The organism is Thermomonas sp. (genome assembly GCF_041919455.1).
In the GTDB taxonomy this organism is placed as follows: Bacteria; Pseudomonadota; Gammaproteobacteria; order Xanthomonadales; family Xanthomonadaceae; genus Thermomonas.
Genome location: NZ_JAYRTQ010000013.1, coordinates 12,828 through 37,372 on the forward strand (window position 1 = coordinate 12,828; position 24,545 = coordinate 37,372).

Below are 24,545 nucleotides of genomic sequence, written 5' to 3' on the forward strand. Positions count from 1 at the left end.
AGCGGGTCGATGGATCGTTGCTATGCTCCAAGCCCCCAGCTACGCGCAGCATGTGGTCCTGCAAATGTCGGCCCCGCCCCGTCACCATGCCGCCGCTGCCCTCGATCAGATCGTAGCCGCCGGCGCGAATGGGCCGCTGTCATCGCTGCTCTACATGGAGCTGAAGCAGCTCGCCGCGCGTGCGATGCGTGGCGAACGCGAGAGCCACACGCTCCAGACCACGGCACTCGTGAACGAGGCCTGGTTGCGGGTAGTCGAACAACACAGGGTCGATCCCGCCAATCGTGCGCAGTTCCTCGGCATCGCCGCGCAGATGATGCGGCGGGTGCTGGTGGATCACGCCCGGCGGCGGATGGCGGCGAAGCGCCCGACATCGGACGCACGCATCGCCATCGACGAGATCGACCTGCCTGAGGCGAGCGGGGACTTCCTCGATCTCAACCGTGCGCTTGAACGCCTTGCCGGCATGAATGCACGCCAGGCGCAGGTGGTGGTCCTCAAGTTCTTTGCCGGACTTGAACTGGAAGAAATCGCCGACCTGCTGGACGTCGCGCGCCCGACCATCGTCCGCGATTGGCGAATGGCGCGTGCCTGGCTGCTGCGCGAGCTGGCGGATGACTGACGCGCTGTACGCGCGCGCCCAGGCGATCGCGCATGAGGTCCTCGACCTTGCCGTGGGTGAGCGGGCAGCCCGCCTGGATGCGCGATGTAGTGGCGATGCAGCGTTGCGGCGCGAGGTGGAGTGGCTGATGGCGGCGTCGGATGACACCGCACTGGACGATATGCCGCGAGAGGTGGTCCTTGCGACCACCGCATTGACCGAGGACCTGCGCATCAAGCCCGGCACGCCGGGCAGCTACCGCCTCATCGAGCGGCTGGGTGAAGGGGGCATGGGCGTGGTTTGGCTGGCCGAGCGCGAGGTGGGCGGCGCCGTCCAGCGGGTGGCGTTGAAGCGCCTGTTCGCCGGCTCGGTGGCCCGGCATGCGCGCTTCCAGGAGGAGCAACGCATCCTCGCGGCCTTGAACCATCCCAACATCGCTCGCCTGGTCGACGCCGGTGACGACAGCGAGGGCGAACCCTTCCTCGCGATGGACTACATCCAGGGCAAGCGGATCGACCGTTGGTGCGATGACCGGGGATTGGACCTGCGCGCGCGCGTCGGGTTGTTCCTCAAGGTCTGCGCGGCGGTGTCCTATGCGCATGAGCGCTTGGTGATCCATCGCGACATCAAGCCCGACAATCTCCTGGTCGATGAGGCTGGCGAGCCCAAGCTGCTCGATTTCGGCATCGCCAGGCTGGTCGATGCCGATGCGTTGCTGACCAGTCCGACGCGGATGATGACCCCCGCATATGCAAGTCCCGAGCAGATCGAAGGGACGGCGCTGGGCACTGCGACGGATGTCTGGTCGTTGGGCGTGGTGCTTTACGAACTGGTGGCAGGCGTCAGGCCGTTCGAGCACATCTCTGGCGATCTGGCGCGCGCCAACCTGATCCTGTCCGGTCGGATCACGCCGCCAAGCCAGCAGGTGCCGCGCGGTGCCGGCGGCGATGACCCACCCGGACATCGGAACTCAGACCCCCGCAAACGCCGCATTCCGGCCGATATCGATGCCATCGTGCTGAAAGCGTTGCGCCGCAAACCCGAGCAGCGTTATGCCTCGGTACGGGAATTGGCGGAGGATCTGGAGCGCTTCCTCGACGCGCGACCGGTGCTCGCGCAGCGCGGGCGCTTGAGCTACCGCGTACAGCGCTATGTCCAACGCCACCGCTGGCCATTGGCGGTGGGGGCGCTGCTGGTCGTGGTGGTGACGGGATTCACCTGGCGCACGGTGCTGGCCGAGCGTGAAGCGCGACTGCAGGCGCAGGTGGCGGAGCAGACGGCGCAGTTCCTGATGTCCGCGTTCTCGTTGTCCGACCCCACGCAGGCGGATCGCCATGATTTCACTGCCCGCGAAGTGCTCGACCGCAGTCGTGATCGCGTGGACAAGGAGCTGGCCAATCAGCCACGGCTTCGGGCCAAGCTCCTGGAGGCGTTGGGCAATGCCTACTCCGGCATCAATGAGGGCGCCGTCGGTGCGCGCCTGCTCGAAAATGCGGCCCGATTGAACCTTGGCCCTGCCGTGAATGATCCTGTCGCGGCTGGCCGCAGCCTGCGCTCGAAAGCCATCGCCATCCGGACGGCGCGCGGATCCACCGAAGACGCCGAGCACGCCGCGCAACGCGGTCTCGACCTGCTGGCCCGCCACCTGGACGGGGACGCGCCATTGGTCGCGGACGCTTATGGCACGTTGGCATTGACGCTGAGTGCCAACGGCAAGGACTTCCGTGCCGTCGAGTCTGCCCGCAAGTCGCTCGCGCTGCGCCAGGCCGGCAACGCAGGCCCGCTGGCGATTGCGCGCAGCCATTCCGACCTCTGCAGCGTGATCGGGGGAACCGGCGAGTTCAAGCGGGCACTGCCGCATTGCCGGCGGGCGGTGGCCCTGCATGAGCAGGCAGGTACGACGCGCACGAACGATTACCGCCAACTGCTGAAGGCGTTGTCCGGGATGCTGGGTTATGCCGGTGATCATGCCGGTGCCCGGCGTGTCGCCCGTCAGCGATTGGTACTGACCCGGCAACTGTTCGGTGAAGGTCACTCGGTACTGGCCAGCGATCGCGTCGCGCTTGCCGGGTTGCTGGCGGCTTCCGGGATGTTCGCGGAGTCCAGGGCGCTGCTTGACCAGGGATTGCCGGACATCCTGCGGCACACCGGAGCTGGCAGCCCTGCATATGCAGCCGGGTTGTTGAGCGCCGGCTTGCTCGCTTACGAGCAGGGAGAGTTCGGAGCGGCAGAGCGATTGTTTCGCCAGTCGCACGATATCCTGGCGGAAGCATTGGGTGATCCCGACAACAACCAACTCCTCGTGGCGCGCACCATGCTGGCGACGACGTTGATCGCCTCCGGGCGAACCGATGCCGAGGCGCGCGCGCTGCTGCAATCGGTGATTGCGGCACGTTCGCGTTGGAATGTGCCCGAAGCGGGGCTCGCCTATGCACGATTGCCGCTGGCGCAGTGGCATGTGACGAATGGCGGGTACGAGGAAGCCGAAGCGCTGCTCGACCAGGTCGAGGCCGTCGGCAATCGCGTCGAGCTTGAATTGCACGCCCGTGTCGCTGCCACCCGCGCGCGGATTGCGCGTGCCCGCGGAGATGCTGCCAGGGCTGTGGATTTCGATCGATCGGCTTTCGACATCACCCGGCGCGACAGGGGCGCCATGCATCCGCGCACTGCGCGGTACGCGCTGGCCTATGCGCATGCGCTGCGCGAGTCGGGGACCATCACCGAGGCGAAGGCAATGGAAGACGAGTACCGCCAGAGGTTCGAGGCCGCCTATCCATCGTCATCGGAGTTCAGGGCTCGCAGGTAGCAGCCGGCGCTGCCGCAGGATCGCGCTGAGCGACCGTGGGGCAAGTGGGCCGACTCCGTCGGGCCGCATGCGCGGCGGCAGTTTGCGCCCCGACGAAAAAAAGACCCGTCCATCGGCGATTGCCGCATGGACGGGTCGGCTTCATCACCAACGAGCGTCGCCATCGATGATGGCGCTGCTGCATCCCCTGCTACATCAGCGGCTCGACCACACGACGTTGCCGGACGGTGCACGCAGTTCCAGCGTGCCGTTGTCGGTCAGGTGCACGCTGCTGCGCACCTGCGGGTTGTTGGCCGGCGTTTGCCAGATCACGCTGCCGCCTGCATCGGTCATCCGCAGTCGTCCGTCCGTGGTCAACTCCACCGATTTCGCGCGCTGGTACTGGACCTTGGGATCGTTGTTGACGCACCAGACGAACTGGTTGCCCGCGGTCTTGTAGATGCAGAGGTTGCCGTCCTGCTGGAAGATGATGTGGTGCCCTGACATGCCGTAGCGGGAACCCTGCTTCAGTTTCTCGCCGGGCAGGAACAGGCCGATATTTTTCCCGGCGGGTGCCGCGGGTTTGCCGGCGGGCACCTGGACGCTGGCGGGCTCGACCTTCTCGCCCGCGCGGTCGGCCTTCGGAAGCGCGGCCACGGTCTGCTGGAACTGCTTTGCACTCTCCACGAAGGTCTTGTCGCCGGTCGCCGCCACGTCGTAAGTGCAATGGCGGAGTGCCGTCGCGTCGTTGATGCCCGCCGCCTTGCAGGTCTGGTTGGCTTGCTGGCGTGCGGCAGGATCAAGATCGGCGATGCCCGGCTGGGTCTGCGCCACGGCCGCCTTCGGATCAGGATGGGCTTGGGTGAACAGCGATTCGTTGGCGCGCACCCGCCAGCTTTCGCCGACGCGTGCAATGTCGGCGCTGGTCATGCTGGTGCCCAGGGAGGCGCCGCCGCGGATCTGGAAGTCATTGCCGCGGTTGCCATCCATGTTGCCGATCATGCCCTCGTAGGTGCCGGCGGGTGCGACCGCCTTTTTGACTTCCACATCCATGGTGTTGTTGCTGTGCGCCACCATCCGCGCCACGAAGCTGTTGTTGGGCCAGTACACCATCAGGGTTTCCTTGCTGCCCGAGCGCAATGTTTCGATCGCGCCGCCACCCGGAAGCGCGGTGCGCGAAGCCGGCATTGCAGTGACCTTGCCGTTCACGTACAAGACACGCTTGGGCAACATGTACCACTCGACCTTGCTCGCTCCCACGCGCATCGCACCGGCTCGGTTCACCGAAACGCTCGGCTTCTCCGGCCAGGCTTGCTGGCGCGCCTGCACCATGACCTGGTTGTCGGCGGACTTGAGCAGCAGGTAGTCCCCCGTGGCCTGGAAGTCCCAGGTGAGGCCGTCCAGCGAGCGGATGTGCACATCGCCATGCGAGGCGGGCAGGAACGGACCGGACGCGACGGGGCGCGAAACGGCGGTGGTTCCGCCGGTGCTGATCTTGCTGCCATTGAGCAGGACCTGCGCCGATTGCAGCTGGTTGCCCACCGGGCACCAGTCCACCTGGGTGATGACGACGCGATTCCTGCCGGTGGTCACCAGGCTCTTCAGGTCCGTGGTGGCCGCTTGTGCATTCGGTGCCGAGCGCAAGACGTAACTACCGGCAACGATCTGGCCTTTCGGATATTTGTTGTTGAAGATGGTGATGCGCGACGCATCGTCCATGCCTTGGAAGCTGATCTTGAATTCATCCAGGCGGGTGCCCGCAGGCACCTCCACGAATGTCTGGAAGTAGGTGTAGTCCACGGCCTTGCGGCACACCCCCCCGGCTTGCGCGATCTTCGACGCGCTTGCGCTGCCGAACCCGATGGTCTCCGGGTTGGGCGCGGCAACCCATCCCTTGCCTTCTGCAGGAATCTGCGCCTGCTTGAACGCGATGTAGTTGTTTTCCGGCAACGCGCCATTGGACGGAAGTTCTGCATCCAGCTTGATGACGCCTTCGCCTTCATTCATTTGCCAGGGCGTGCGGCTGACCTGGCCAAAGGCGGATCCGGCAGCGCTGGCCATGAGGACCAGCGCTGCGATGCGGGCTGGGCGATGAGTGCTTTTCAAAGGGAACTCCTGGTGGATATCGATGGATCGCATGGCCTCCCCCTGTGGGATAGCCGGCCTGATGGACGTGGTTGCCCCTGTCCGTCAGTTACCCAACGCGCAGGATCGCGACGGGAAGGATCATTCGATGCAGGCATGCCCCTGCACCGCATCGAACAAAAAGGGGACGGAGGTAGTTAAGGTGCTCCTTAACTACCTCCGTCCCCTTTTTTGCTCGCGATGCGGGCCTGTCTGGTGTTGCCGTCCTGATGCTGGTTTGGCTTACGCCGCCGACGCCGTCGGTTCGTCGAAGTGCAGGCCGCACTCCCTTCGCAGGCCGAAGAAGCGGGTCTGCGCCAGGTCCATGCCGGGTCTCAGCGGCTGGGTGGTGTGCACGTCGCCGACCGACACATAACCCCTTTCGGCGAGCGGATGTTCCGGCAGGTCGTGCTGGAGCATGTAGGCACCGACGTCGATCTCGTTCCAGTCGGCGATGGGATGCAGCTTCCAGCGTCCATCGCGCAGCTCCAGGAATTCGATGCCTTCGCGCGTGCGCGCCTGGTCGCGGCGCAGGCCTGCGAACCAGCTGCGCACGCCGAGTTCATTGAGTGCGCGCTGCATCGGCTCGACTTTGCGCAGGCGGTTGTACTCGCGCAGTCCGTCGGCGCCGCTTTCCCACAGCTTGCCGAAGCGCGCTTCCATCCAGGCGATGCCGATCTGCGGGCGGTACACCTTGAGGTTCAAGCCGAGCTGGTCGACCAGTTGGTCGGCGTAGCGATAGGTTTCCGGGAACAGGTAACCGGTGTCGACCAGGATCACCGGAATGTCCGGCTTGGCCTGGGTGAGCAGATGCAGGGACACCGCGGATTGGGTGCCGAAGCTGGTCGACAGCGCGTGCGGCGCGGCCAGGCTGTCCATCGCCCAGGCCACGCGCTCCTGCGCAGAAAGTCGCGCCAGCCAGCGGTTGAGCGCGGACAGCGCCTGCGGCGATTCGGCGGCGGTGATGGGATCGGGCGGGCTCATGCGGCGACCTCGATGTGGATGTGGCGGTGGTGCGGTGTGGGGGAGGCGATGACGCCGCTGCGCAGCAGCCAGTCGCCGAAGCGCTCGCCTTGCGTGCGCTGCGTGGCATAGCTTGCGAACAACGGATCCAGGGTGGCGAGGAGTTGCGCCTCGTCGATGTTTTCGCGATGCAGGGTGTTGAGCCGCTCGCCGCGGTGGTCGGCACCGAGCATCAGGTTGTAGCGGCCCGGCGCCTTGCCGACCAGGGCGATCTCGCCGAGGTAGGGCCGCGAGCAGCCGTTCGGGCAGCCGCTGATGCGCAGGTGGATCGGTGCATCGGCGATGCCGTGGCGGGCCAGCAGTGCGTCGACTTCGTTGACCAAGTCGGGCAGGTAGCGTTCCGCTTCGGCCATCGCCAGGCCGCAGGTCGGCAGGGCGACGCAGGCCAGTGCGTTGAGCCGCAACGGCGAGGCGCTGCGCCAGCAATCCAGCGCATGTTCCCGCAGCAGCGCATCCACGCGCGATTGCAGCGTGGCCGGGATGTTGGCGATCACCAGGTTCTGGTTGGAGGTCAGGCGGAACTCGGCGTTGCCGCCTTCTGCCTGCAGCAGCCGCGCGATCTCGCGCAGGCCGGTGAGGTGCAGGACGGCGTCGCCGCGACCGTCCAGCGCACCATCGACGATGCGCCCCGACGGGATGCGCAGGGTGACGTGCTGCAGGTCGTGGCCGGCATCGACCCAGCCGAAGCGGTCGCCGTTGTGGTCGAAACGGAACGCACGCGCCGGCCCCAGGGGAAAGCCGGCGCGCCGTTCCACTTCGTCCTTGAACCAGTCCAGCCCGCGATCGTCGATCGTGTACTTCAGGCGCGCGCGCTTGCGCACCGCGCGGTTGCCGAAGTCGCGTTGCGCGGTGACCACCGCTTCCGCCACCGCGACGACCTGGTCGGGGGTGGCGAAGCCGATGACATTGCCGAGCCGCGGGTAGGTCTCGGGATCGCCGTGGGTCGCGCCCATGCCGCCGCCAATGCTGACGTTGTAGCCCAGCAAGGTGCCGGCCTCGTCGAGGATCGCGATGTAGCCCAGGTCCTGGGCGAACACGTCGACATCGTTCAACGGCGGGATCGCGAAGCCGATCTTGAACTTGCGCGGCAGGTAAGCCTGGCCGTAGATCGGTTCGACCTCTTCGCCGCTGCCGCCGACGCGTTCCTCGTCCAGCCACAACTCGTAGTACGCGCGGGTGTTCGGCAGCAGGTGCTTCGACACCGCCACGGCCTGTGCGAGCACCTGCGCCTGCACCTCCGGATACAGCGGATTGGCGGCCACCGCGACATTGCGGTTGACGTCGCCGCAGGCCGCCAACGTGTCGATCAGCGCGGCATTGATCGCCTGCATCGTTGCCTTGAGTTCGCGCTTGATGACGCCATGGAACTGGAAGGCCTGGCGGGTGGTGATGCGCAGGCCGCGCTCGGCGTAGGTCGTCGCGATGGCATCCAGCTGCAGCCATTGCGTGGGGTTGATCACGCCGCCCGGCGTGCGGGTGCGGATCATGAAACTGAAGGCCGGTTCCAGCTTGGCGAGGCGGCGCGCTTCGCGCACGTCGCGGTCGTCCTGCTGGTAGCTGCCGTGGTACTTGATCAGGGTCTGGTCGTCATCGCGCAGGGCGCCGGTGACCGCGTCCGCCAGCGAGGCGAGCAGGGTGCCGCGCAGGCCCGCGCTGGCCCGCTTGATGTCCTCGACCGAATGCGCGCTCATCAGTACAGATCCCGTGCGTAGCGGCCATCACGGGCCAACGTGTCGAGATACTCGTTTGCCGCGTCGCGGTCGCCGCCGTTGTGCGCGGACAGCGCGTCGATCAGGGCTGCGTGCACGTCCTTGCCCATCGCGGTCGCACCGCAGACGTACAGATGCGCGCCGCCTTGCAGCCAGTCGTACAAGGTGCGCGCCTGCTCGCCGATGCGCTGCTGCACATAGGTCTTGGGTGCGCTGTCGCGCGAGAAGGCCAGGTCGATACGGTCCAACTGGCCGTCCTTGAGCGCGCGCTGCCATTCCAGTTGGTAGAGGAAATCGCTGCGCTGGTGCGGCGCGCCGAAGAACAGCCAGTTGCGGCCGCTGCCGCCCAGCGCAGCGCGTTCCTGCACGAAGCCGCGGAACGGGGCCACGCCGGTGCCGGCGCCGATCATGATGATGTCGCGGCTGCTGTCTGCAGGCAGACGGAAACGCTCGTTGGCCTCGATGTAGACCGGCAGGGCGTCGCCTTCTGCACGGGTGGCGAGTTGGTGGGAAGCCGCGCCCCAGCGCGTCTGCCCATCGAGGTCGTATTCGACATGGGCGACGGTGAGGTGCGCTTCGTCGCCGACGACCTTGCGGCTGGAGGCGATGGAATACAGGCGCGGCTGCAGCGGGCGCAGCGCGGCGACCAATGATTCGGCATCCCAATCCGCGCGCTGCTGTTGCAGCAGGTCGATCGGTTGCAGGGTGGCCAGCAGGCGCTGGAAGTTGCCGGCGTGTTCCGGCGCAAGCAGGCGCTGCAGGTCGGCATCGCCGCTGCGCTCGGCCTGCGCGGCCACGAACGGGCGGGCGAGGCGGGTGAGCTCGCGCTTGTCGAGCAGCCACGCGCGCAGGCTGCGTTCTTCCTCGCCGATGCGCACCGCGGTGTCGCCGTCGAGCGCGGTCGCCTGCAGCACCGCATCGACCAGCGGCTCGGGATTGCGCGGCCACAGGCCCAGCGCATCGCCGGGTTCGTAGGCCAGGCCGGCGCCGTCCAGCGCGAGCTCGAGATGGCGCACGTCCTTGCCGCCGGCACCGAAGGTGATGCGCTGGTTGGCGAGCACCGACGCGGCGAACGGCTTGGCGCGCGAATACGGCGTGACCGCAGCCGCGAGCGGACGCAACGGTGTGACCGTGGCCAGCGGCGCGGCCGGCTTCAGCACGTCCGCGGCGATGCGGGCGACAGTCTCGGTCCATGGCGTGGAGACGGTTTCGATGTCGAGGTCGGCATCCGCGCACTCGGCGATGCGTTCGCCACCAAGCGCCTGCAGGCGCTGGTCGATGCGGCGGCCGATCGCGCAGAACTGCGGGTAGCTGGAATCGCCCAGCGCGAGCACCGCGAACTTGAGCTTCTTCAGCGCCGGTGCGCGGCGGCCTTCGACGAATTCCAGGAAGCCGCGTGCGTCATCCGGCGGATCGCCATCGCCTTGGGTGCTGACGACGACGTAGAGCAAGGTCTCGTCGGCGAGTTCGCGCAACGGGTAGGCATCGGCGCGCAGCAGGCGCACCGGGAGGTTCGCCGCCTGCAGTTTCGCCAGCAGGGCTTCGGCCGCGCGCTTCGCGTTGCCGGTCTGGCTGCCGTAGACGATGGTCGCCGGTTGCGCGGCGACGACCGGTGCGGCAATCGGCACCGCGGGCGCCAGCGCACGCGCCATGCCGGCCAGGTAGCCGGAGGCCCACAACAGGGCGCTGCCATCCATGCCATCGGCGAGCCGGGCCAGCGCGGCCGCGGTGTCGGGCTGCAAGGGCGTGGGGAGCGTGGTGGCGGGAAGCGACATCGTGGGCAGCCGGTCGACCGGGATGGGTGGGGATGGCGACGATCATCCGCACGCGTGGTGCGCTGCAGAAAGGATGCGGGGTCATGCGTCCATGCGCCTGCTGCATATGGCGCTGGCCGCAGGTCACTTATGCAGCGCCGGCATGGCGGCATTTCGACAGATCGGTTGCCTGCAATTTCTATTCCCATGAAACATGTGGGAAATGTTGACGAACAAGGCCAAGTACGGACTCCGCGCGATGTGCGCGCTGGCATCGCTGCCGCAGGGCGAGCGCTTGCAGGCGCATGCCATCGCCGATCGCGCCAACGTGCCAGGCAAGTTCCTGGAGACCATCCTGGTCGACCTGCGCCGCGCCGGCTATGTCGAGAGCCATCGCGGCCAACTCGGCGGCCATTCGCTGGCGAAACCGGCGGACGCGATCATGGTCGGCGACCTGATCCGCGCCATCGACGGTCCGCTGGCGCCGGTGCGCTGTGCCAGCAACAGTGCCTACGAACCCTGCGCCGATTGCATCGATCCCGAGCATTGCGCGGTACGCGCGTTGATGCGCGAAACCCGCGAAGCGCTGTCCGGCGTGCTCGACCGGCACAGCCTGCTCACCCTCAGCCAACGCGCCGCCGCCGAACCCCGCCAGCGCTCATCCGCCGGAGACCTGCCATGAGTGCGAACCCCGCGTCGTCCCTCGCCAGCGTGCCTGCCCATGTGCAGGACGGCATCCCCGACGTGGAGGCCCAGGTCCTGCGTGCGATCCGCGACACCCGGTTCGGCACGGTCGAGATCGTGGTCCACCAGTCGCGGGTCGTGCAGATCACCCGCAGCGAGAAAGTCCGCTTCGAGCGCTGAGCACGGCGCGCCGAACGCGCGTCATCCCACCCACCCGCCGACCGGTCGACCGGAGGCATGTCACCACAACCCATCGAGGTTCGCATGCCACTGAAACGCACACTCCTCGCGCTCGCCATCGGCTTAGCGGTACTGCCCGCGCACGCCGCAAATCCGCGCGACCCCACCACGCAGGAACTCCTGGCCCGCATCGCCGCGCTCGAAGAGCGACTGGCGGCGGTCGAGGGTCGTTCCGAGACCACGCAAGTCGCCGAGGTCGACCAGCGCCTGCGCGTGGTCGAACGCAAGCAGGAACTGCAGGTCGAGGCCGACGCCGCGAAGGCCGCCACCGCCACCACGTTGGCACTGGACGCCGGCAAGGGTCTCTCGGCGAAGGCGCCGGGCGGCCTGGAAGTGAAGCTGCGCGGCCTGGTGCAGGCCGACCTGCGCCACTTCGCCGATGGCTCCAGCCAGAACGACGGCTTCCTGTTCCGGCGCATCCGGCCAACGCTGGAAGGTACATGGGGTCCGCTGGTCGGGTTCCGCCTGACGCCGGAATTCGCCGGCGACAGCGCCACCATCGTCGATGCCTATGTCGACCTGAAATTCGATCCGCGCGCGACCGTGCGCGTCGGCAAGGTCAAGGGCCCGGTCGGCCTCGAGCGCCTGCAGTCCGGTGGTGCGACCGCGTTCGTCGAACGCGGCTTTCCGACCGAACTCGCGCCGAACCGCGACCTCGGCGCGCAGCTACAGGGCGACGTGTTCGGTGGCGCGCTGAACTACACGGTCGGCGTCTACAACGGCACCGTCGATGGCCGCGATGCGGTGACCTCGAATCCCGACGGCGAATTCGAATACGCCGGCCGGTTGTTCTGGGAGCCGTTCAAGAACCGCGACGGCAACCTCGGCACGCTGGGCATCGGCGTGGCGGCGAGCGTCGGCGACACCTTCGGCAGCGGCAACAATTTCCTGCCGCGCTATCGCACGCCGGGGCAGGAGCAGTTCTTCGGCTACGGCAGCAACATCGCCGCCAACGGCGAACGCCTGCGCAAGACCGTGCAGGGCTACTACTACCGTGGCCCGCTGGGCCTGCTCGGCGAATGGATCACCTCGTCGCAGGAAGTGCGCGTGGCCAGCGGTACCGGCGTCGGCACCCGTGCGAAGCTGGAGACCGAGGCCTGGCAGGTGGTCGCCGGCTGGGTGCTCACCGGTGAGGACGCGAGCTTCCGCGGCGTGGTCAAGCCATCGTCGCCATTCGCGATCGGCAAGGACGGCTGGGGCGCACTGGAGTTGACCGGCCGTTATGGCCGCATCGACATCGACGATGCGGCCTTTCCGTTGTTCGCCAACGCCGCGGCGTCGGCCAATGGCGCAAGCACTTGGGGTATCGGACTGAACTGGTACCTCACCCAGAACCTCAAGCTGGCCGCGTCGTACACGCAGGCGGATTTCGACGGCGGTGCCGCCGCCGGCGCGGATCGCGTCGACGAGAAGACCCTGTTCACCCGCGCGCAACTTTCCTTCTGAAGCATCCAGCGAACCCACGAGGATCGAACCATGAAGACACATCAAGACAACCGCAGGACGCTCAGGAATGTGTTGCTCGGCATGGCGCTCGCCCTGCCTGCATTCGCCGGCATCGCCAGCGGCAAGGACCCGGCGTTGCTCAACGTCTCCTACGACCCCACCCGCGAGTTCTACGCGGAATTCAACAAGGCCTTCGCCGCGGATTGGAAGGCAAAGACCGGCGAAACGGTGACCATCCGCGCCTCGCACGGCGGCTCCGGCAAGCAGGCGCGCTCGGTGATCGACGGGCTGGAGGCAGATGTAGTGACGCTGGCGCTGTCCGCCGACATCGACGTGCTTGCGACCAACGGCAAGCTGCTGCCGGCCAACTGGCAGGCGCGCCTGCCGCACAACAGTTCGCCGTACACCTCGACGATCGTGTTCCTGGTTCGCAAGGGCAACCCGAAGGGCATCAGGGACTGGGGCGACCTGGCCAGGCCCGGGGTCGGGGTGATCACGCCGAACCCGAAGACTTCGGGAGGCGCGCGCTGGAACTACCTCGCCGCGTGGGCCTGGGCGTCGAAGGAATACCGCGACGGCGACAAGGTGGTGGCCTACCTGACCCGCCTGTTCAAGAACGTGCCGGTGCTGGACACGGGCGCGCGCGGCTCCACCACCACCTTCGTCGAACGCGGCATCGGCGACGTGCTGCTGGCCTGGGAAAACGAAGCGCTGCTCACGCTCAACGATACCGACACGCGCAGCAAGTTCGAGATCGTGGTGCCCTCGATCAGCATCAAGGCGGAACCGCCGGTGGCATGGGTCGACAGGAACGTGGCCAAGCACGGCACCCGCAAGCAGGCCGAAGCGTATTTGCGGTTCCTGTACTCGGCGCAGGGCCAGACGCTGGCGGCGAAACATTTCTACCGCCCGTCGGAGCCGGACAAGGTGCCGGCGGCGTTGCTCGCGCAGTTCCCGCAGGTGTCGCAGGTCACCATCGACGGCGCGTTCGGTGGCTGGAAGAAGACCCAGGCCGAACATTTCGGTGATGGCGGCTTCTTCGACCGCATCTACAAGCCGTGACCGAACGGTCCGCCACGGGGACACCGCGATGAGTGCATTGGCACTACCAACAACGCGACCGCGCAACCGCAACCCGCTGCCGGGGTTCGGCATCAGCTTGGGCTTGGGCATGGCCTGGCTGGGCGTGGTGGTGATGTTGCCGTTGGCGGCGCTGGCGGTGCGTGCGGCCGGGTTGGGGCCGCAAGGGTGGCTGCGCGCGCTCAGGGACGAGCGCGTGCAGGAGGCACTGAAGCTGAGCTTCGGTGCCTCGCTCACTGCCGCCGTGATTGCGTCGTTGGTGGGTGCGCTGGTGGCCTGGGTGCTGGTGCGCTATCGCTTTCCGGGCAGGCGTTTGCTCGACGCGCTGGTCGATCTGCCATTCGCGTTGCCGACTGCAGTGGCCGGCATCGCACTGACCGCGATCTACGCGCCGAATGGCTGGGTCGGCAAGCTGCTCGCCGCGCACGACATCAAGGTGGCCTACGCGGTGCCGGGCATCGTGCTGGCATTGGTCTTCATCGGCCTGCCGTTCACCGTGCGCACGCTGCAGCCGGTGCTGGAAACGTTGGGCCGCGAGCCGGAGGAAGCCGCGGCGTCGCTCGGTGCCAGTCGCTTCACCACGTTCCGCCGCGTCATCGTCCCGGAGTTGTTGCCGGCATGGCTGACCGGGTTCTCGCTGGCGTTCGCGCGCAGCCTGGGCGAATACGGCTCGGTGATCTTCATCGCCGGCAACCTGCCGTACAAAACCGAGATCGCGCCGTTGCTGATCACGATCCGGCTGGAGGAGTACGACTACAACGGCGCGGTGGCGATCGCGGCGTTGCTGCTGGTCGCCTCGTTCGTCTGTCTGCTGGTGATCAACCTGATCCCGTTGCTGTTCGAGAAAAAGGGCAAGCGCAATGGCTGACGCATCCAGTTCGCCATCGCGCGATCCGCTGCAGGAACCGGCGTGGCTGCGCGTGCTGCTGATCGGTGCCGCCGTGCTGTCGATGGCATTGCTGGTGGTGTTGCCGCTTGCGATGGTGTTGGTCTCCGCATTCGGCGACGGTTTCCGCGCCTGGTTGAGCGCGCTGGCCGAACCCGATGCGCTTGCCGCGCTCCGACTGACGTTGTTCACCGCCGCCATCGTGATCCCGGTCAACGCCGTGTTCGGCGTGTTCGCGGCCTGGGCCCTGACCCGCTTCGAGTTCCGCGGCAAGCGCGTGTTGCTGGCTTTCATCGATCTGCCGTTCGCAGTGTCGCCTGTCGTCGCCGGCCTTTGCCTGGTGCTGCTGTTCGGCACCAACGGCTGGTTCCATGCATTCCTGCAGGAACACGACATCAAGATCCTGTTCGCGCGGCCCGGGATCGTGCTGGCCACGCTGTTCGTGACGTTTCCGTTCGTCGTGCGCGAACTGGTGCCGCTGATGCAGCAGCAGGGCGCGGACGAGGAACTCGCAGCGCGTTCGCTGGGCGCGGGTGCGTGGACGATGTTCCGCCGCGTCACCCTGCCCAACATCAAGTGGGGCCTGCTGTACGGCGTGCTGCTGTGCGGCGCGCGCGCGATGGGCGAGTTCGGTGCGGTGTCGGTGGTGTCGGGGCACATCCGCGGTCTCACCAACACGCTGCCGCTGCACATCGAGATCCTCTACAACGAGTTCGACGGCACCGCGGCGTTCGCCGTGGCATCACTGCTTGCCGGCCTCGCGCTGGTCACCCTGGTCCTGAAATTCTGGCTGGAGGCGCGTCATGGCGACGCGCTGGCAAATTCGCACAGGCGACACTGACCCATGCAACTGCACCTGCAAGGCTTGACCAAGCACTATCCCGGCGTGGCCGCGCTGGACGGCATCGACCTGGACATCGCCTCCGGCGAGTTGGTTGCGTTGCTCGGCCCGTCCGGCTCCGGCAAAACCACGCTGCTGCGGGTGATCGGCGGCCTGCTGCATGCCGACCACGGGAGCGTGCTGTTCGACGATGTCGATGCGACCCGCCTCAGCCTGCGCGAGCGCAATGTCGGCTTCGTGTTCCAGCACTACGCGCTGTTCCGGCACATGACGGTGGCGGAGAACATCGCCTTCGGCCTGCGCAGCCGGCCGCGCGCGCGACGTCCCGACAAGGCGACGATTGCAAAACGGCTGCAGGAGCTGCTGCAACTGGTGCAACTGCCGGAACACGGTGGTCGCTATCCGGATCAACTCTCCGGCGGACAGAAGCAGCGCATCGCACTGGCGCGTGCGCTCGCCATCGACCCCAGCGTGTTGCTGCTCGACGAGCCATTCGGCGCGCTCGACGCGAAGGTCCGGGTCGAGTTGCGTCGCTGGCTGCGCAAGCTGCACGAACGCACCGGCCAGACCACGCTGTTCGTCACACATGACCAGGAAGAAGCGCTGGAACTCGCGGATCGGGTGGTGGTGATGCGCGCGGGCAAGGTCGAGCAGGTCGGCACGCCGGACGAGATCTACCACGCGCCGGCATCGCCCTACGTGTTCGAGTTCATCGGCCGTGCCAACGTGCTGGAAGGTCGCGTGCAGCAGGGACGCTTCCAGTCGGGTGCGTTGCAGCTCGATGCCACCGGTACCCAGGACGGCCCCGCGCGGCTGTACGTGCGCCCGCATGACCTGGTGCTGTCCGAGCCCGGCATCGGCGCATTGCCCGCACGCGTGCGCGGCGTGCAACGCCTGGGCGGGCGCATCACCAGCGAACTGGAGATCGCCGGCCACGCGCGCGCGCTGGAACAGGAAACCTTCGATGCCGGCGCGGCGCCGGCGCTGTCGGTCGGCGAATCCGTGCATCTGCGACCGACGCGGTATCGGCTGTTCGCGGTCGCTGGTTGAGGGAGGTCACGGCGAAGGGTAACCATGTGCATTCCCTTCGACTCGGCTGCCGTACTCCGGAAGCCGCTGCCTCAGCCCTTCAATACAGTGAATTCGGCATCGATGGCCTCGGCATTCTTACGCCATTGCGCGAACCTTGTGCGTTGGGCTTCTGTTTGCTGCAAACTGCCAATGAGTGCAGAAATTCTCTGCTCCAACGTGAAGAATTCTGGGAAAAACTGCTCAGAAAAATCGGAGGCCTTGATTTTCGCAAGTAGTTCCGCCCGTTGACCCTCCAGGTTTTGCCTCATTGCCAGTTTGGACTTCTGAAACGCATCTCTGCGCTCCGCCTCCCTCCAGCTATCCCACGCCTCAAGAGCGATGCCTGCAAAGGCCAGAAATGCGTTCATGTTCTTCGCAAGATTGACTGCGCCCCATGGCTTGAATTTGAAGCTGGTAAAAAGCACGTCGCGAGTTGCCTTGATAGAGCCTGCGTTGATCACATTGCTCTTCATGACATAGTTCAGCCCTTGCCGCCCCAGCTTCACCGCATGCGAATCGAATGCGCTTATCTCGGCATCCAGGCTTGCCTCGATTTTCACGAGGTCGTTACTGACCGAATCGACACGCTTGCTGAATTCGTTCTGGATCTTCGTGTCAAGCACGATTCCACCACTGCCGATCTCGCGCTCGAAGAATTCGGAGATGGTCTCCATGCTGGAGCCATCAAGCCTCAAGATGAGATCCGTGAAATGACCCGCCACGAAATCGCTCAAGGCGATCTGGACGTCATTGATTCTCCTGCTCGCGGCATTGGCGTCAGATTTCGCATTTTCTACTGCTTTTGACAGCTTGCCAGCCTCGTCGGCGAGGGTTTCATCCTGCTCTATCGCCAGCGGTATCTCGCGCATCAGAATGTCCTGGATGACGCTCTTGCTGGTTTCCAATGCGAGACGTTCCAAACCGCCATTGGCCTTGATCTTGTCGGTTGTTGCGTCTTGCAAATGCGCGATATGTGAGAGTTGCTTGAACCGATCGGGCTCGCTCAGCCAATGCTCCATACCCGCGTCGAAGGGGTTGGCGGATACCGCAACGATGGACAAGGCGCGCTTTTCGTCGTCGTTCAGTCCAATCAGATCCCTCAGGCGGGATGAGACGTTCTCCTGCTTGATCGCGAAATTCTTCTGGTAATCATCTTCGTCGGAAATGTCGGACACTTCGTCGAAGCGGCTCAAGACGAAGATGGTGCGCGGCAGTAGGCACAAGTCGCGGAACAGCCAATTCAGGTCGTCCTTGTGGCTTTCCTTGAGCGGGTTTGTCGAGTTCATAACGTACAGGACGAGGTGCGCCCCGCTGACGTACTTCTTGGTGATTTCCTTGTATTTCTCCTGCTCGTGGATGTCCGCGTTGAATTTTTCCTTGTAGCCGAACAAGCCGGGGGTGTCGATCAAGGTCAAGGCGTCATCGATCTCGTAAACGGCAACGGCATCGGAGGACTCCTGATGACTGATGTGCATGGTGGACTTGTCCAGCTTTCCAAGCCATGCAGCAGCAATCGAGGTCTTTCCTTCCGAGAACCCGCCCACCAAGGCGACCTTCAGTTTCTCGCTGCCTTCGATGGACTTCAGCAGCTTCTGCTTCAGTGCGGGGTCGATCGAAACGCCTGCGGCTTCTCCTTCCGAGAGAAATTCAAGCAGCCTGCCCTGTATGGCCTTTGCTTTTTCCTGCTGGCCCTTGAAGGCACTCAATGTGGGTTCCATCACAATTTCCCTTCTTTGATGACCGATTTGGAAATGCCGGCCAAGCGCTGCGCAGAATCTTTCAGGGATTCGCTGATCTTGGCTGCTTGGATTGCCGGTAGTTGGAAAATTTTCTTGGCGCTACTCAAGTGTTTCTGGAGTGCCTGGAAATGGCTTTCCAACTGGTTGAGGTAGTCGGACTCCACAGCATCGAACACATTGTCAATGTTCTCGTCCGCCGCCTTTCTCTGCTGGGACATCTTATAGTCTTTGCTGAAGAATCCATACACCGATTTCACGAACGAGATCAGCAGCCCGATACCAGCAACTACCCCCAAGAACCAACCGACAGGATTCCACCAAAGCAAGGCCGCCCCGATGCCGACACTTACCAGGCCGCCTAGACTGATTCCGTTGTCTATGTCGATCTTCAGGTCGAAACCCCGGGCTCCCGTCTTGGATGCATCATCGAGGAATCCTTGGACGTGGTTCTTGAATCTCTCCGAGATATCCTTTACCTCTTCCTGAAATTCTCCGACATAGTGGTTTACGAGCTTCGGTAGCTCATTCTCAAGCTCGTTGCCGAACTGGTTGATTACATTCTCCATCGATTGCTTGAATACATCGTTGTCGATGTCCGATTTGATGGTCTCGTAGATGGCGTCGCGAGCAGCACGTCTCTTTCTGTTGATCAGTTCCGGAACCTCCGATTCCAATCGGTTTTTCAGTGCGCTAGCCGCGCTTTCCAATTGGCGCGACGACGATCGGGCCTGGTCTTCAAGATGACCCGACAGTGGCCGGAATGTTTCTTTGTTCAGCAAGGCGACCTGGGATCTGAGCTGGACTACGACATCATTGGCCTTGTTGAAGTTCGATCTGCGGATTTTCTGCTTGCTGTTGCTTGCCATCTCGTTGTTGAGTTTCTCGATCAACTCACTGATTCCGGTTTTCCGGAGGATCGCGTCTGCATCGAGTGCCATCAGGAACTTGTTCCTGTCCTTGGCTTTGTCTCCGCCGGGAATGAAGTTCTCCGTCGATGCGATGAACGCCGGATAGGCGCTGACGGCAAGCAAGCCGGCGTAATGCTGGCCGAGCTGTTTGTTCATCTCCGATTCCAGGACGGCCAAACCGCCACGCTCGCCATCATTGACGAGCTTCGGCATCCGCAACTGCTCCGCCGATTTCACGCTCTTGTTGAAGATGGCCCAGACTTCCGTTTGCGCCCCGAGGTGCTCCTTGATCTTTTCCAAGGTTCCTTTCGTGCCGGTCTTTTCGTCTCCCTTTTGCGGTGGGTCGGCCTTGCGCGTCACGTAGAACACTGCGTGAGCCTTGCGCACGGCCTGCATGATCGGCTCGCGCACCAGATCTTCCTTTCCCTCAATACCGGGCACGTCCAGAAGAACCACCTTCTCGCCATTTACGTCAAATTCGTAACGATGCGATTCGCGGGTGAAGTCCGAGCGGCCGTCCCCGATGATTTCCCCATCCTCAAGTTTCCTCAGCTTCCCCAGTCTGGCATCTGTCTCTGCCACGCACTGCCTGGCCTTGGCGATTTTTTCGTTCAGGGCCGCCGTTGTCGCGAGCCGCGTCTGTTCCAGCGTGTGCCCTTCGACCTTTAGCCGGCTCAATTCCTTCCTGGCATTCTCAAGCGCTTCCTTCAGCGGAAGCGCCCAGGCGAACGACAGCCACCTCCGCCAGAAGGGCATGGATTTCATCTCGGCTTCCAGTCGCCCGACCTTGGATGTCGATTCCTGTTCGTCCATCTTCTGCTTGAGGCTATCGCCCAGGAATCTGTCGGTAACGCGTCGTTTTTGTTCCTCGAGGTCAGTGATTTCAAGCTGCATTTTCGACCATGCATCGATGGCATCAGGGCCCAGGCCGTATTTTTCGTACAACTCGCGGAATTGCAGTCGTTGCTTCAGCTTGTCGCTCTCCCCCATCAGGATTCGAAGCGTTTCGATAATGGTCGATTTCCCTGCATTGGTCTCGCCGTAGAAGGCAACCGTGAACGCGTCCCACTCGGCGTTCCGCTCCAATTCCAGCAAGGCCGCATCCGCGTCGGCCTTGAATTGGCTGAAATATGCCTTGGCTGAGTCTACGGCCTTGGTCAAATCCTCGTTGATTGCCGGTTGTTCAAGCGCTTTCAATATCGAATCTGTTTCACCACGAACCGCACTGAAGATTTCTCTTGGTGAATCCAACTTCATGGCGCCTTCCAGGATGGTGGGTTTGGAGTTGTAGGCGAGATAGAACTGGTCAATGTGGTCGCCGGAACAGAGATCGTTTTGGCAAGGTGCTACTGAAGCTGCGCAAGGAGGCTGGCCACCCCGCAGAAGAAACTTGCGCTGGATGCCGCTCTCGAATGCAATTGTGTATCGCTGCTGGAACTTCGAATGCAGAACAAAGACTCGCACAGTTTCCCGGTAGACATGCAGCGACCCAACCAGCCGGTTACGCGCGCACGCTGGAACAGGAAACCTTCGATGCCGGCGCGGCGCCGGTCCTGTCGGTTGGCGAAGCGGTGCATCTGCGGCCGGCGCGGTATCGGGTTTTTGCCCGCGCGGACTGGGTGCCAGGATCCGATGGCCAATGGAAATGCCCCGCGTTTGCGGGGCTTTTCGTTTCCATCATGGCGATGTCGACGCGCCTACTTCTTCTTGCGCATCGCCGCGTAGATCGCCAGCAGCACGATGGCGCCGACCACCGAGGCGATGAAACCGGCGGGCTCGCCTGGCTTGTACCAGCCCAGGGTGCTGCCCACGAACCAGGCCAGCAGCGCGCCGCCGACGCCCAGCACGATGGTCCACAGGAAGCTCAACTTGTCGTTGCCCGGCTTGAGCGCACGCGCAAGCAGGCCGGCTATGAAGCCGATGAAGATCGTCCAGATGATGCCGCCACCGAAAATCTGTTCCATGCGTGTCGCTCCGGTTGGGTCCAGCGGGGGGAAGCGCAAGCCTAACCCGCGAAGGCGGCACTCAGCAGCAGCCATGGCCCCCGTTGCGCTCGCCGCTGTCGGCATGCGCGGCCACGCCGGTGGTCTCGCCTCGCAGGCTGGCCGCGTTGTGTTCGGCGATCACCCGCGCCACGCAGGCGGTCACGCCCTTGCCCATCGGGATGTGCAGGAACTCGTTCGGCCCGTGCGCGTTGGAGTGCGGGCCGAGCACGCCGGTGATCATGAACTGCGCGCCGGGGAATTTTTCGCCGAGCATGCCCATGAACGGGATGGTGCCGCCTTCGCCCATGTACATCGCCGGCTTGCCGAAGAAATCCTGGCTGGCCTGGTCGATCGCGTTTTCCAGCCACGGCGCGAGCGCCGGCGCGTTCCAGCCGGTGCTGGCCTTCTCCAGGTGCAGGCTGACCTGCGCGCCGTAGGGCGGGTTCTTCAGCAGCGCGTCCTGCAGCAGTTCGCCGCCGCGCTTGCCATCCAGGGTGGGCGGCAGGCGCAGGCTCAGCTTCACCGACGTGTAGGGCCGCAGCACATTGCCGGCCGATGACAATGCCGGCAGGCCATCGGCACCGGTGATCGAGAGCGCCGGCCGCCAGGTGCGGTTGAGCACCAGTTCGGTCAGGTCGTCCGACATCGGCACCATGCCATCGAGGAACGGAAACTTGCTGTAGACCTCGTCGCCCAGGACCTCGGCGACCTTGCCGGCTTGCTTGAGGCGCTCCGCCGGGATCTCGACGTGCATGCCCTCGACCAGGATGCGGCCGGTGGTTTCGTCCTCGATCCGCGACAGCAGCTCGCGGATGATGCGGAAGCTGGACGGGACGATGCCGGACGCGTCGCCCGAGTGCACGCCTTCTTCCAGCACCTTCACCGTGAGGTTGCCGCCGGCCATGCCGCGCAGCGACGTGGTGCACCACAGTTGTTCGTAGTTGCCGCAGCCCGAATCCAGGCACACGACGAGCGAGGGCTTGCCGATGCGGCCTGCAAGGTGGTCGACGTAGGCGGGCAGGTCGTAGCTGCCGGATTCCTCGCAGGCTTCGATCAGCACCACGCAGCGGGCATGCGCCGCGCCCTGCGCCTGCAGCGCCATCACCGCGGCCAGCGAGCCGTAGATCGCGTAGCCGTCGTCGGCACCACCGCGGCCGTACAGGCGATCGCCTTCGATCACCGGTTCCCACGGGCCCTTGCCTTCGTCCCAGCCGGTCATTTCCGGCTGCTTGTCCAGGTGGCCGTAGAGCAGGATGCAGTCGTCGTCGCGGCCGCCATTCGCGGCCGGCACTTCGATGAAGATCAGCGGGGTGCGGCCTTCCAGGCGCACGACTTCCAGTTGCATGCCGGGCACCTGCTGCGCGCGTGCCCAGGTTTCCATCAGCGAGACCGCGCGCTGCATGTGGCCGTTCGCGACCCAGTCGGCGTCGAACATCGGCGACTTGTTGGGGATGCGGATGTACTCCACCAGTTGCGGGACGATTTCGGCGTCCCATTTCGCGCCGACGAAGTCGCGGGCCTGGGTGGGGTCGAAGTGGTTGGTGGTCATGCGTGCCGATCCGAAGCGAGTGCGAGGCCGCCATTCTACTCCTGCCCCATTTTTGCCCCTCGCAGGTCGGCGATTTCCTACGGGCGCTTGGGCGAAGCCCCGGCACCTAGGCGGGTGGGGCGCTGATCGAGCGGGCAGGGCGACAGCCGCAACCTGTGTTCACCGGATCGCAGCCTGCGGTCGCGGATCGAACCCACCCCGAGGAGACCGCCATGAAGTTCCTGACCACCCTGTTCTCGTCCCTGCTGCTGTCGCTGGCCCTGGCCGGTGCCGCCTTCGCCGGCGAGAGCGTCAACATCAACACGGCCGACGCCGCCACCATCGACCGCGTGCTGCTCAACGTCGGCCCGGCCAAGGCGCAGGCGATCGTCGACTACCGCAAGGCCAACGGTGCGTTCCGCAGCCCCGAGCAGCTGGCGCTGGTCAAGGGCATCGGCCTGAAGACGGTGGAGAAGAACCGCGACCGCATCGTGGTCGGTGCCGCCCGTCCGGCCGCTGCACGTCCGGCAACCACCACGGCCAAGGCCGCGCCGCGTCCGGCGCCGAAGCCGGTCGCCCGCCGCTGATCCTGCGCAAGGCGGCGATACACTGCGGCGATGACCAGGTCATCGCCGCTCTCGTCGTGTGTGTTGCGCGCATCGGGCTACACCCGCATGCGCTGGAAGAACGGTGCCGGCTGGACCTCGGAAATCATGAAGGTGCCGGACGCGGATGACTGGGACTGGCGGCTGTCGATCGCCGAGATCGAAACCGACGCACCGTTCTCCGCGTTCCCCGGTATCGAACGCGAACTGGTCCTGCTCAGCGGCAACGGCCTGCGCCTGCGCTTCGATGACGGTGAAGTGCACGAGTTGCTGCCGCCGCACGACAGGCTGTGCTTCGCCGGCGAACGCAGCGCCTTCGGCGAACTGGTCGATGGCGCCACCCGCGATTTCAACCTGATGTGGAAACGCGAGGCGGTCGACGCGCGGCTCTGGCATCGCCCGCTGGTCGGCACCATGGTGCTGTTCGTGGCTCCCGGCGAGACCTGGATCGTGCACATGCTGGCCGGGCAGGCGCGCTTCGTCGACGGCAGTGGATTGGGCGACCTCGGCATCGGCGACACGGCGTTATTGCCTGCCATCGACGGTATGCGCACCCGGCATGCCCTCGATGGTGGCGGCGAAGCGTTGCTGATCCGTATCTCGCCGGTCGGCGTGGCGTCTTCGACGGAAGTCGCAGGAATCCCGTCCGCGGATTGACCAGGATCAAAACCCCGATCCCGATTGCCCCATAACCTGCCCGCCACTTCAGCTGGGCAGGGGCGTTGCGATGGGTTTCGTGTTGTTCGAGTCGGACGGGCACCGCTGCATCGCCTACAACGACCTGGTGCGCGGCGACGACGGCGTGCAAGCCAACCAGTTCCTGATCACCGAGGGCGAGCATTCCGCGCTGATCGATCCGGGTGGGGCGCTGCTCTACAACCCGCTCGTGCTGGCGCTGGGCCGCGACGTGCGCCCGCACCAGATCGAACTGCTGCTGTGCTCGCACCAGGACCCGGACATCATCGGTTCGGTCGACAAGTGGCTGTTGTACACGCGGGCCAGCGTGGTCTGCTCGAAACTGTGGGGCCGCTTCGTGCCGCACCTGGTGCCCGGCTACATGGAAAACGCCGGGCGCGAACGCTACCTGCTGGTCGATGACGAAGGCGCGCGCATCCCGTTGGGCGACAACGCCGAGATCGTCGCCTTGCCCGCGCATTTCCTGCACTCGGTCGGCAATCTCTCGTTCTTCGATCCGGTCAGCCGGATCCTGTTTCCCGGCGATGTCTGTTCCGGGTTGGTCAACAGCGGCGTGCAGTACGGTTTCGTGGAGGATTTCGAGGCCTACCGGCCCTGCATGGAAGGCTTCCACAAGCGTTACATGGCCAGCAATCGGGCGCTGCGGCTGTGGGTGGAGATGGTCCGCGAACTCGCCCCGGCGATGATCGTGCCGCAGCACGGCATGCCGTTCCGCGGCGCCGCGATCAAGCCGTTGCTGGACTGGCTGGAAGGCCTGCAATGCGGCGTCGACCTGATGGGGCCGGTGAACTACCGGCCGAACCCGCAGCGCCCGCCGATGCCCGCGCGCTACTGATCAAC

General features: G+C 65.0%; 20 protein-coding genes. 12 read left to right on the plus strand and 8 right to left on the minus strand.

Annotated elements, in window-relative coordinates; genetic code table 11:
• Positions 1-22 precede the first annotated feature (22 nt).
• Positions 23-622, plus strand: a complete 600-nt coding sequence (locus tag ACE3T8_RS10345) for an ECF-type sigma factor (protein ID WP_374609108.1) — start codon at positions 23-25, stop codon at positions 620-622.
• Positions 615-3,407 carry a protein kinase gene (locus ACE3T8_RS10350; RefSeq protein WP_374609109.1) on the plus strand — a complete coding sequence of 931 codons (2,793 nt, stop codon included), beginning with the start codon at positions 615-617 and terminating at the stop codon, positions 3,405-3,407. The genes ACE3T8_RS10345 and ACE3T8_RS10350 overlap by 8 nt, the downstream gene beginning before the upstream one ends.
• Before the next feature lie 195 nt (positions 3,408-3,602).
• Here ACE3T8_RS10350 and ACE3T8_RS10355 read toward each other — a convergent pair whose 3' ends face one another.
• From ACE3T8_RS10355 to ACE3T8_RS10370, 4 genes are all read right to left on the minus strand, one after another.
• Entirely contained in the window at positions 3,603-5,447 is a 1,845-nt protein-coding gene (locus ACE3T8_RS10355) for a VWD domain-containing protein (RefSeq protein ID WP_374609110.1), read from the minus strand.
• A 306-nt stretch (positions 5,448-5,753) separates the two neighbouring features.
• A complete protein-coding gene (locus ACE3T8_RS10360; RefSeq protein ID WP_374609111.1) occupies positions 5,754-6,494 on the minus strand; it encodes a phosphoadenylyl-sulfate reductase in 741 nt (246 codons plus the stop codon).
• The gene (gene cysI / locus ACE3T8_RS10365; RefSeq protein WP_374609112.1) at positions 6,491-8,224 is read right to left on the minus strand and encodes an assimilatory sulfite reductase (NADPH) hemoprotein subunit; all 1,734 of its coding nucleotides are present in this window, start codon (positions 8,222-8,224) and stop codon (positions 6,491-6,493) included. The genes ACE3T8_RS10360 and cysI overlap by 4 nt, the downstream gene beginning before the upstream one ends.
• A complete protein-coding gene (locus ACE3T8_RS10370) occupies positions 8,224-10,017 on the minus strand; it encodes an assimilatory sulfite reductase (NADPH) flavoprotein subunit (protein ID WP_374609113.1) in 1,794 nt (597 codons plus the stop codon). Before ACE3T8_RS10370 ends, cysI begins: the two co-directional genes overlap by 1 nt.
• Positions 10,018-10,219: 202 nt before the next feature.
• Here ACE3T8_RS10370 and ACE3T8_RS10375 point away from each other — a divergent pair, with 202 nt between their 5' ends.
• From ACE3T8_RS10375 to ACE3T8_RS10405, 7 genes are all read left to right on the plus strand, one after another.
• Positions 10,220-10,678: an Rrf2 family transcriptional regulator gene (locus ACE3T8_RS10375; protein ID WP_374609114.1), complete on the plus strand. Its 459-nt coding sequence runs from the start codon at positions 10,220-10,222 to the stop codon at positions 10,676-10,678.
• Positions 10,675-10,860, plus strand: a complete 186-nt coding sequence (locus tag ACE3T8_RS10380) for a YezD family protein (RefSeq protein WP_374609115.1) — start codon at positions 10,675-10,677, stop codon at positions 10,858-10,860. Before ACE3T8_RS10375 ends, ACE3T8_RS10380 begins: the two co-directional genes overlap by 4 nt.
• Positions 10,861-10,944: 84 nt before the next feature.
• On the plus strand, positions 10,945-12,366 hold the full coding sequence (locus ACE3T8_RS10385; RefSeq protein ID WP_374609116.1) for an OprO/OprP family phosphate-selective porin: 1,422 nt from the start codon (positions 10,945-10,947) through the stop codon (positions 12,364-12,366).
• 30 nt (positions 12,367-12,396) lie between these two features.
• The gene (locus tag ACE3T8_RS10390; protein ID WP_374609117.1) at positions 12,397-13,428 is read left to right on the plus strand and encodes a sulfate ABC transporter substrate-binding protein; all 1,032 of its coding nucleotides are present in this window, start codon (positions 12,397-12,399) and stop codon (positions 13,426-13,428) included.
• Positions 13,429-13,456: 28 nt separating this feature from the next.
• Positions 13,457-14,314: a sulfate ABC transporter permease subunit CysT gene (cysT, locus tag ACE3T8_RS10395; protein ID WP_374609118.1), complete on the plus strand. Its 858-nt coding sequence runs from the start codon at positions 13,457-13,459 to the stop codon at positions 14,312-14,314.
• Positions 14,307-15,173: a sulfate ABC transporter permease subunit CysW gene (gene cysW, locus ACE3T8_RS10400; RefSeq protein WP_374609119.1), complete on the plus strand. Its 867-nt coding sequence runs from the start codon at positions 14,307-14,309 to the stop codon at positions 15,171-15,173. Before cysT ends, cysW begins: the two co-directional genes overlap by 8 nt.
• Before the next feature lie 3 nt (positions 15,174-15,176).
• A complete protein-coding gene (locus ACE3T8_RS10405) occupies positions 15,177-16,223 on the plus strand; it encodes a sulfate/molybdate ABC transporter ATP-binding protein (protein ID WP_374609120.1) in 1,047 nt (348 codons plus the stop codon).
• Positions 16,224-16,294: 71 nt separating this feature from the next.
• Here the strand turns inward: ACE3T8_RS10405 and ACE3T8_RS10410 are convergent, their stop codons facing one another.
• The 4 genes from ACE3T8_RS10410 to ACE3T8_RS10425 form a co-directional block, all read right to left on the minus strand.
• Positions 16,295-17,962 carry a LeoA/HP0731 family dynamin-like GTPase gene (locus ACE3T8_RS10410; RefSeq protein WP_374609121.1) on the minus strand — a complete coding sequence of 556 codons (1,668 nt, stop codon included), beginning with the start codon at positions 17,960-17,962 and terminating at the stop codon, positions 16,295-16,297.
• Positions 17,962-20,148 carry a hypothetical protein gene (locus ACE3T8_RS10415; protein WP_374609122.1) on the minus strand — a complete coding sequence of 729 codons (2,187 nt, stop codon included), beginning with the start codon at positions 20,146-20,148 and terminating at the stop codon, positions 17,962-17,964. The genes ACE3T8_RS10410 and ACE3T8_RS10415 overlap by 1 nt, the downstream gene beginning before the upstream one ends.
• Positions 20,149-20,588: 440 nt before the next feature.
• Positions 20,589-20,855 carry a GlsB/YeaQ/YmgE family stress response membrane protein gene (locus ACE3T8_RS10420; protein WP_374609123.1) on the minus strand — a complete coding sequence of 89 codons (267 nt, stop codon included), beginning with the start codon at positions 20,853-20,855 and terminating at the stop codon, positions 20,589-20,591.
• A 61-nt stretch (positions 20,856-20,916) separates the two neighbouring features.
• The gene (locus ACE3T8_RS10425; RefSeq protein WP_374609124.1) at positions 20,917-22,425 is read right to left on the minus strand and encodes a M20 family metallopeptidase; all 1,509 of its coding nucleotides are present in this window, start codon (positions 22,423-22,425) and stop codon (positions 20,917-20,919) included.
• A gap of 212 nt (positions 22,426-22,637) precedes the next feature.
• On the opposite strand from ACE3T8_RS10425, the gene ACE3T8_RS10430 reads away from it, so the two are divergent.
• The 3 genes from ACE3T8_RS10430 (at position 22,638) to ACE3T8_RS10440 (ending at position 24,540) form a co-directional block, all read left to right on the plus strand.
• Positions 22,638-22,991, plus strand: a complete 354-nt coding sequence (locus ACE3T8_RS10430; protein WP_374609125.1) for a ComEA family DNA-binding protein — start codon at positions 22,638-22,640, stop codon at positions 22,989-22,991.
• A 30-nt stretch (positions 22,992-23,021) separates the two neighbouring features.
• A complete protein-coding gene (locus ACE3T8_RS10435; RefSeq protein ID WP_374609126.1) occupies positions 23,022-23,666 on the plus strand; it encodes a HutD family protein in 645 nt (214 codons plus the stop codon).
• 70 nt (positions 23,667-23,736) lie between these two features.
• Positions 23,737-24,540, plus strand: coding sequence for an MBL fold metallo-hydrolase (locus ACE3T8_RS10440; RefSeq protein ID WP_374609127.1), 804 nt, complete (start codon positions 23,737-23,739; stop codon positions 24,538-24,540).
• Positions 24,541-24,545: the final 5 nt, after the last annotated feature.

Coding starts and splice junctions, on each gene's coding strand:
- ACE3T8_RS10440 (WP_374609127.1), top strand. CDS start 23,737: ATGGGTTTCGTGTTGTTCGAGTCGGACGGGCACCGCTGCATCGCCTAC.
- ACE3T8_RS10345 (WP_374609108.1), top strand. CDS start 23: ATGCTCCAAGCCCCCAGCTACGCGCAGCATGTGGTCCTGCAAATGTCG.
- ACE3T8_RS10435 (WP_374609126.1), top strand. CDS start 23,022: ATGACCAGGTCATCGCCGCTCTCGTCGTGTGTGTTGCGCGCATCGGGC.
- ACE3T8_RS10350 (WP_374609109.1), top strand. CDS start 615: ATGACTGACGCGCTGTACGCGCGCGCCCAGGCGATCGCGCATGAGGTC.
- ACE3T8_RS10425 (WP_374609124.1), bottom strand. CDS start 22,425: ATGACCACCAACCACTTCGACCCCACCCAGGCCCGCGACTTCGTCGGC.
- cysW (WP_374609119.1), top strand. CDS start 14,307: ATGGCTGACGCATCCAGTTCGCCATCGCGCGATCCGCTGCAGGAACCG.
- ACE3T8_RS10375 (WP_374609114.1), top strand. CDS start 10,220: ATGTTGACGAACAAGGCCAAGTACGGACTCCGCGCGATGTGCGCGCTG.
- ACE3T8_RS10390 (WP_374609117.1), top strand. CDS start 12,397: ATGAAGACACATCAAGACAACCGCAGGACGCTCAGGAATGTGTTGCTC.
- ACE3T8_RS10360 (WP_374609111.1), bottom strand. CDS start 6,494: ATGAGCCCGCCCGATCCCATCACCGCCGCCGAATCGCCGCAGGCGCTG.
- cysT (WP_374609118.1), top strand. CDS start 13,457: ATGAGTGCATTGGCACTACCAACAACGCGACCGCGCAACCGCAACCCG.
- ACE3T8_RS10370 (WP_374609113.1), bottom strand. CDS start 10,017: ATGTCGCTTCCCGCCACCACGCTCCCCACGCCCTTGCAGCCCGACACC.
- ACE3T8_RS10415 (WP_374609122.1), bottom strand. CDS start 20,148: ATGAAGTTGGATTCACCAAGAGAAATCTTCAGTGCGGTTCGTGGTGAA.
- ACE3T8_RS10430 (WP_374609125.1), top strand. CDS start 22,638: ATGAAGTTCCTGACCACCCTGTTCTCGTCCCTGCTGCTGTCGCTGGCC.
- ACE3T8_RS10410 (WP_374609121.1), bottom strand. CDS start 17,962: ATGGAACCCACATTGAGTGCCTTCAAGGGCCAGCAGGAAAAAGCAAAG.
- cysI (WP_374609112.1), bottom strand. CDS start 8,224: ATGAGCGCGCATTCGGTCGAGGACATCAAGCGGGCCAGCGCGGGCCTG.
- ACE3T8_RS10385 (WP_374609116.1), top strand. CDS start 10,945: ATGCCACTGAAACGCACACTCCTCGCGCTCGCCATCGGCTTAGCGGTA.
- ACE3T8_RS10380 (WP_374609115.1), top strand. CDS start 10,675: ATGAGTGCGAACCCCGCGTCGTCCCTCGCCAGCGTGCCTGCCCATGTG.
- ACE3T8_RS10355 (WP_374609110.1), bottom strand. CDS start 5,447: ATGGCCAGCGCTGCCGGATCCGCCTTTGGCCAGGTCAGCCGCACGCCC.
- ACE3T8_RS10420 (WP_374609123.1), bottom strand. CDS start 20,855: ATGGAACAGATTTTCGGTGGCGGCATCATCTGGACGATCTTCATCGGC.
- ACE3T8_RS10405 (WP_374609120.1), top strand. CDS start 15,177: ATGCAACTGCACCTGCAAGGCTTGACCAAGCACTATCCCGGCGTGGCC.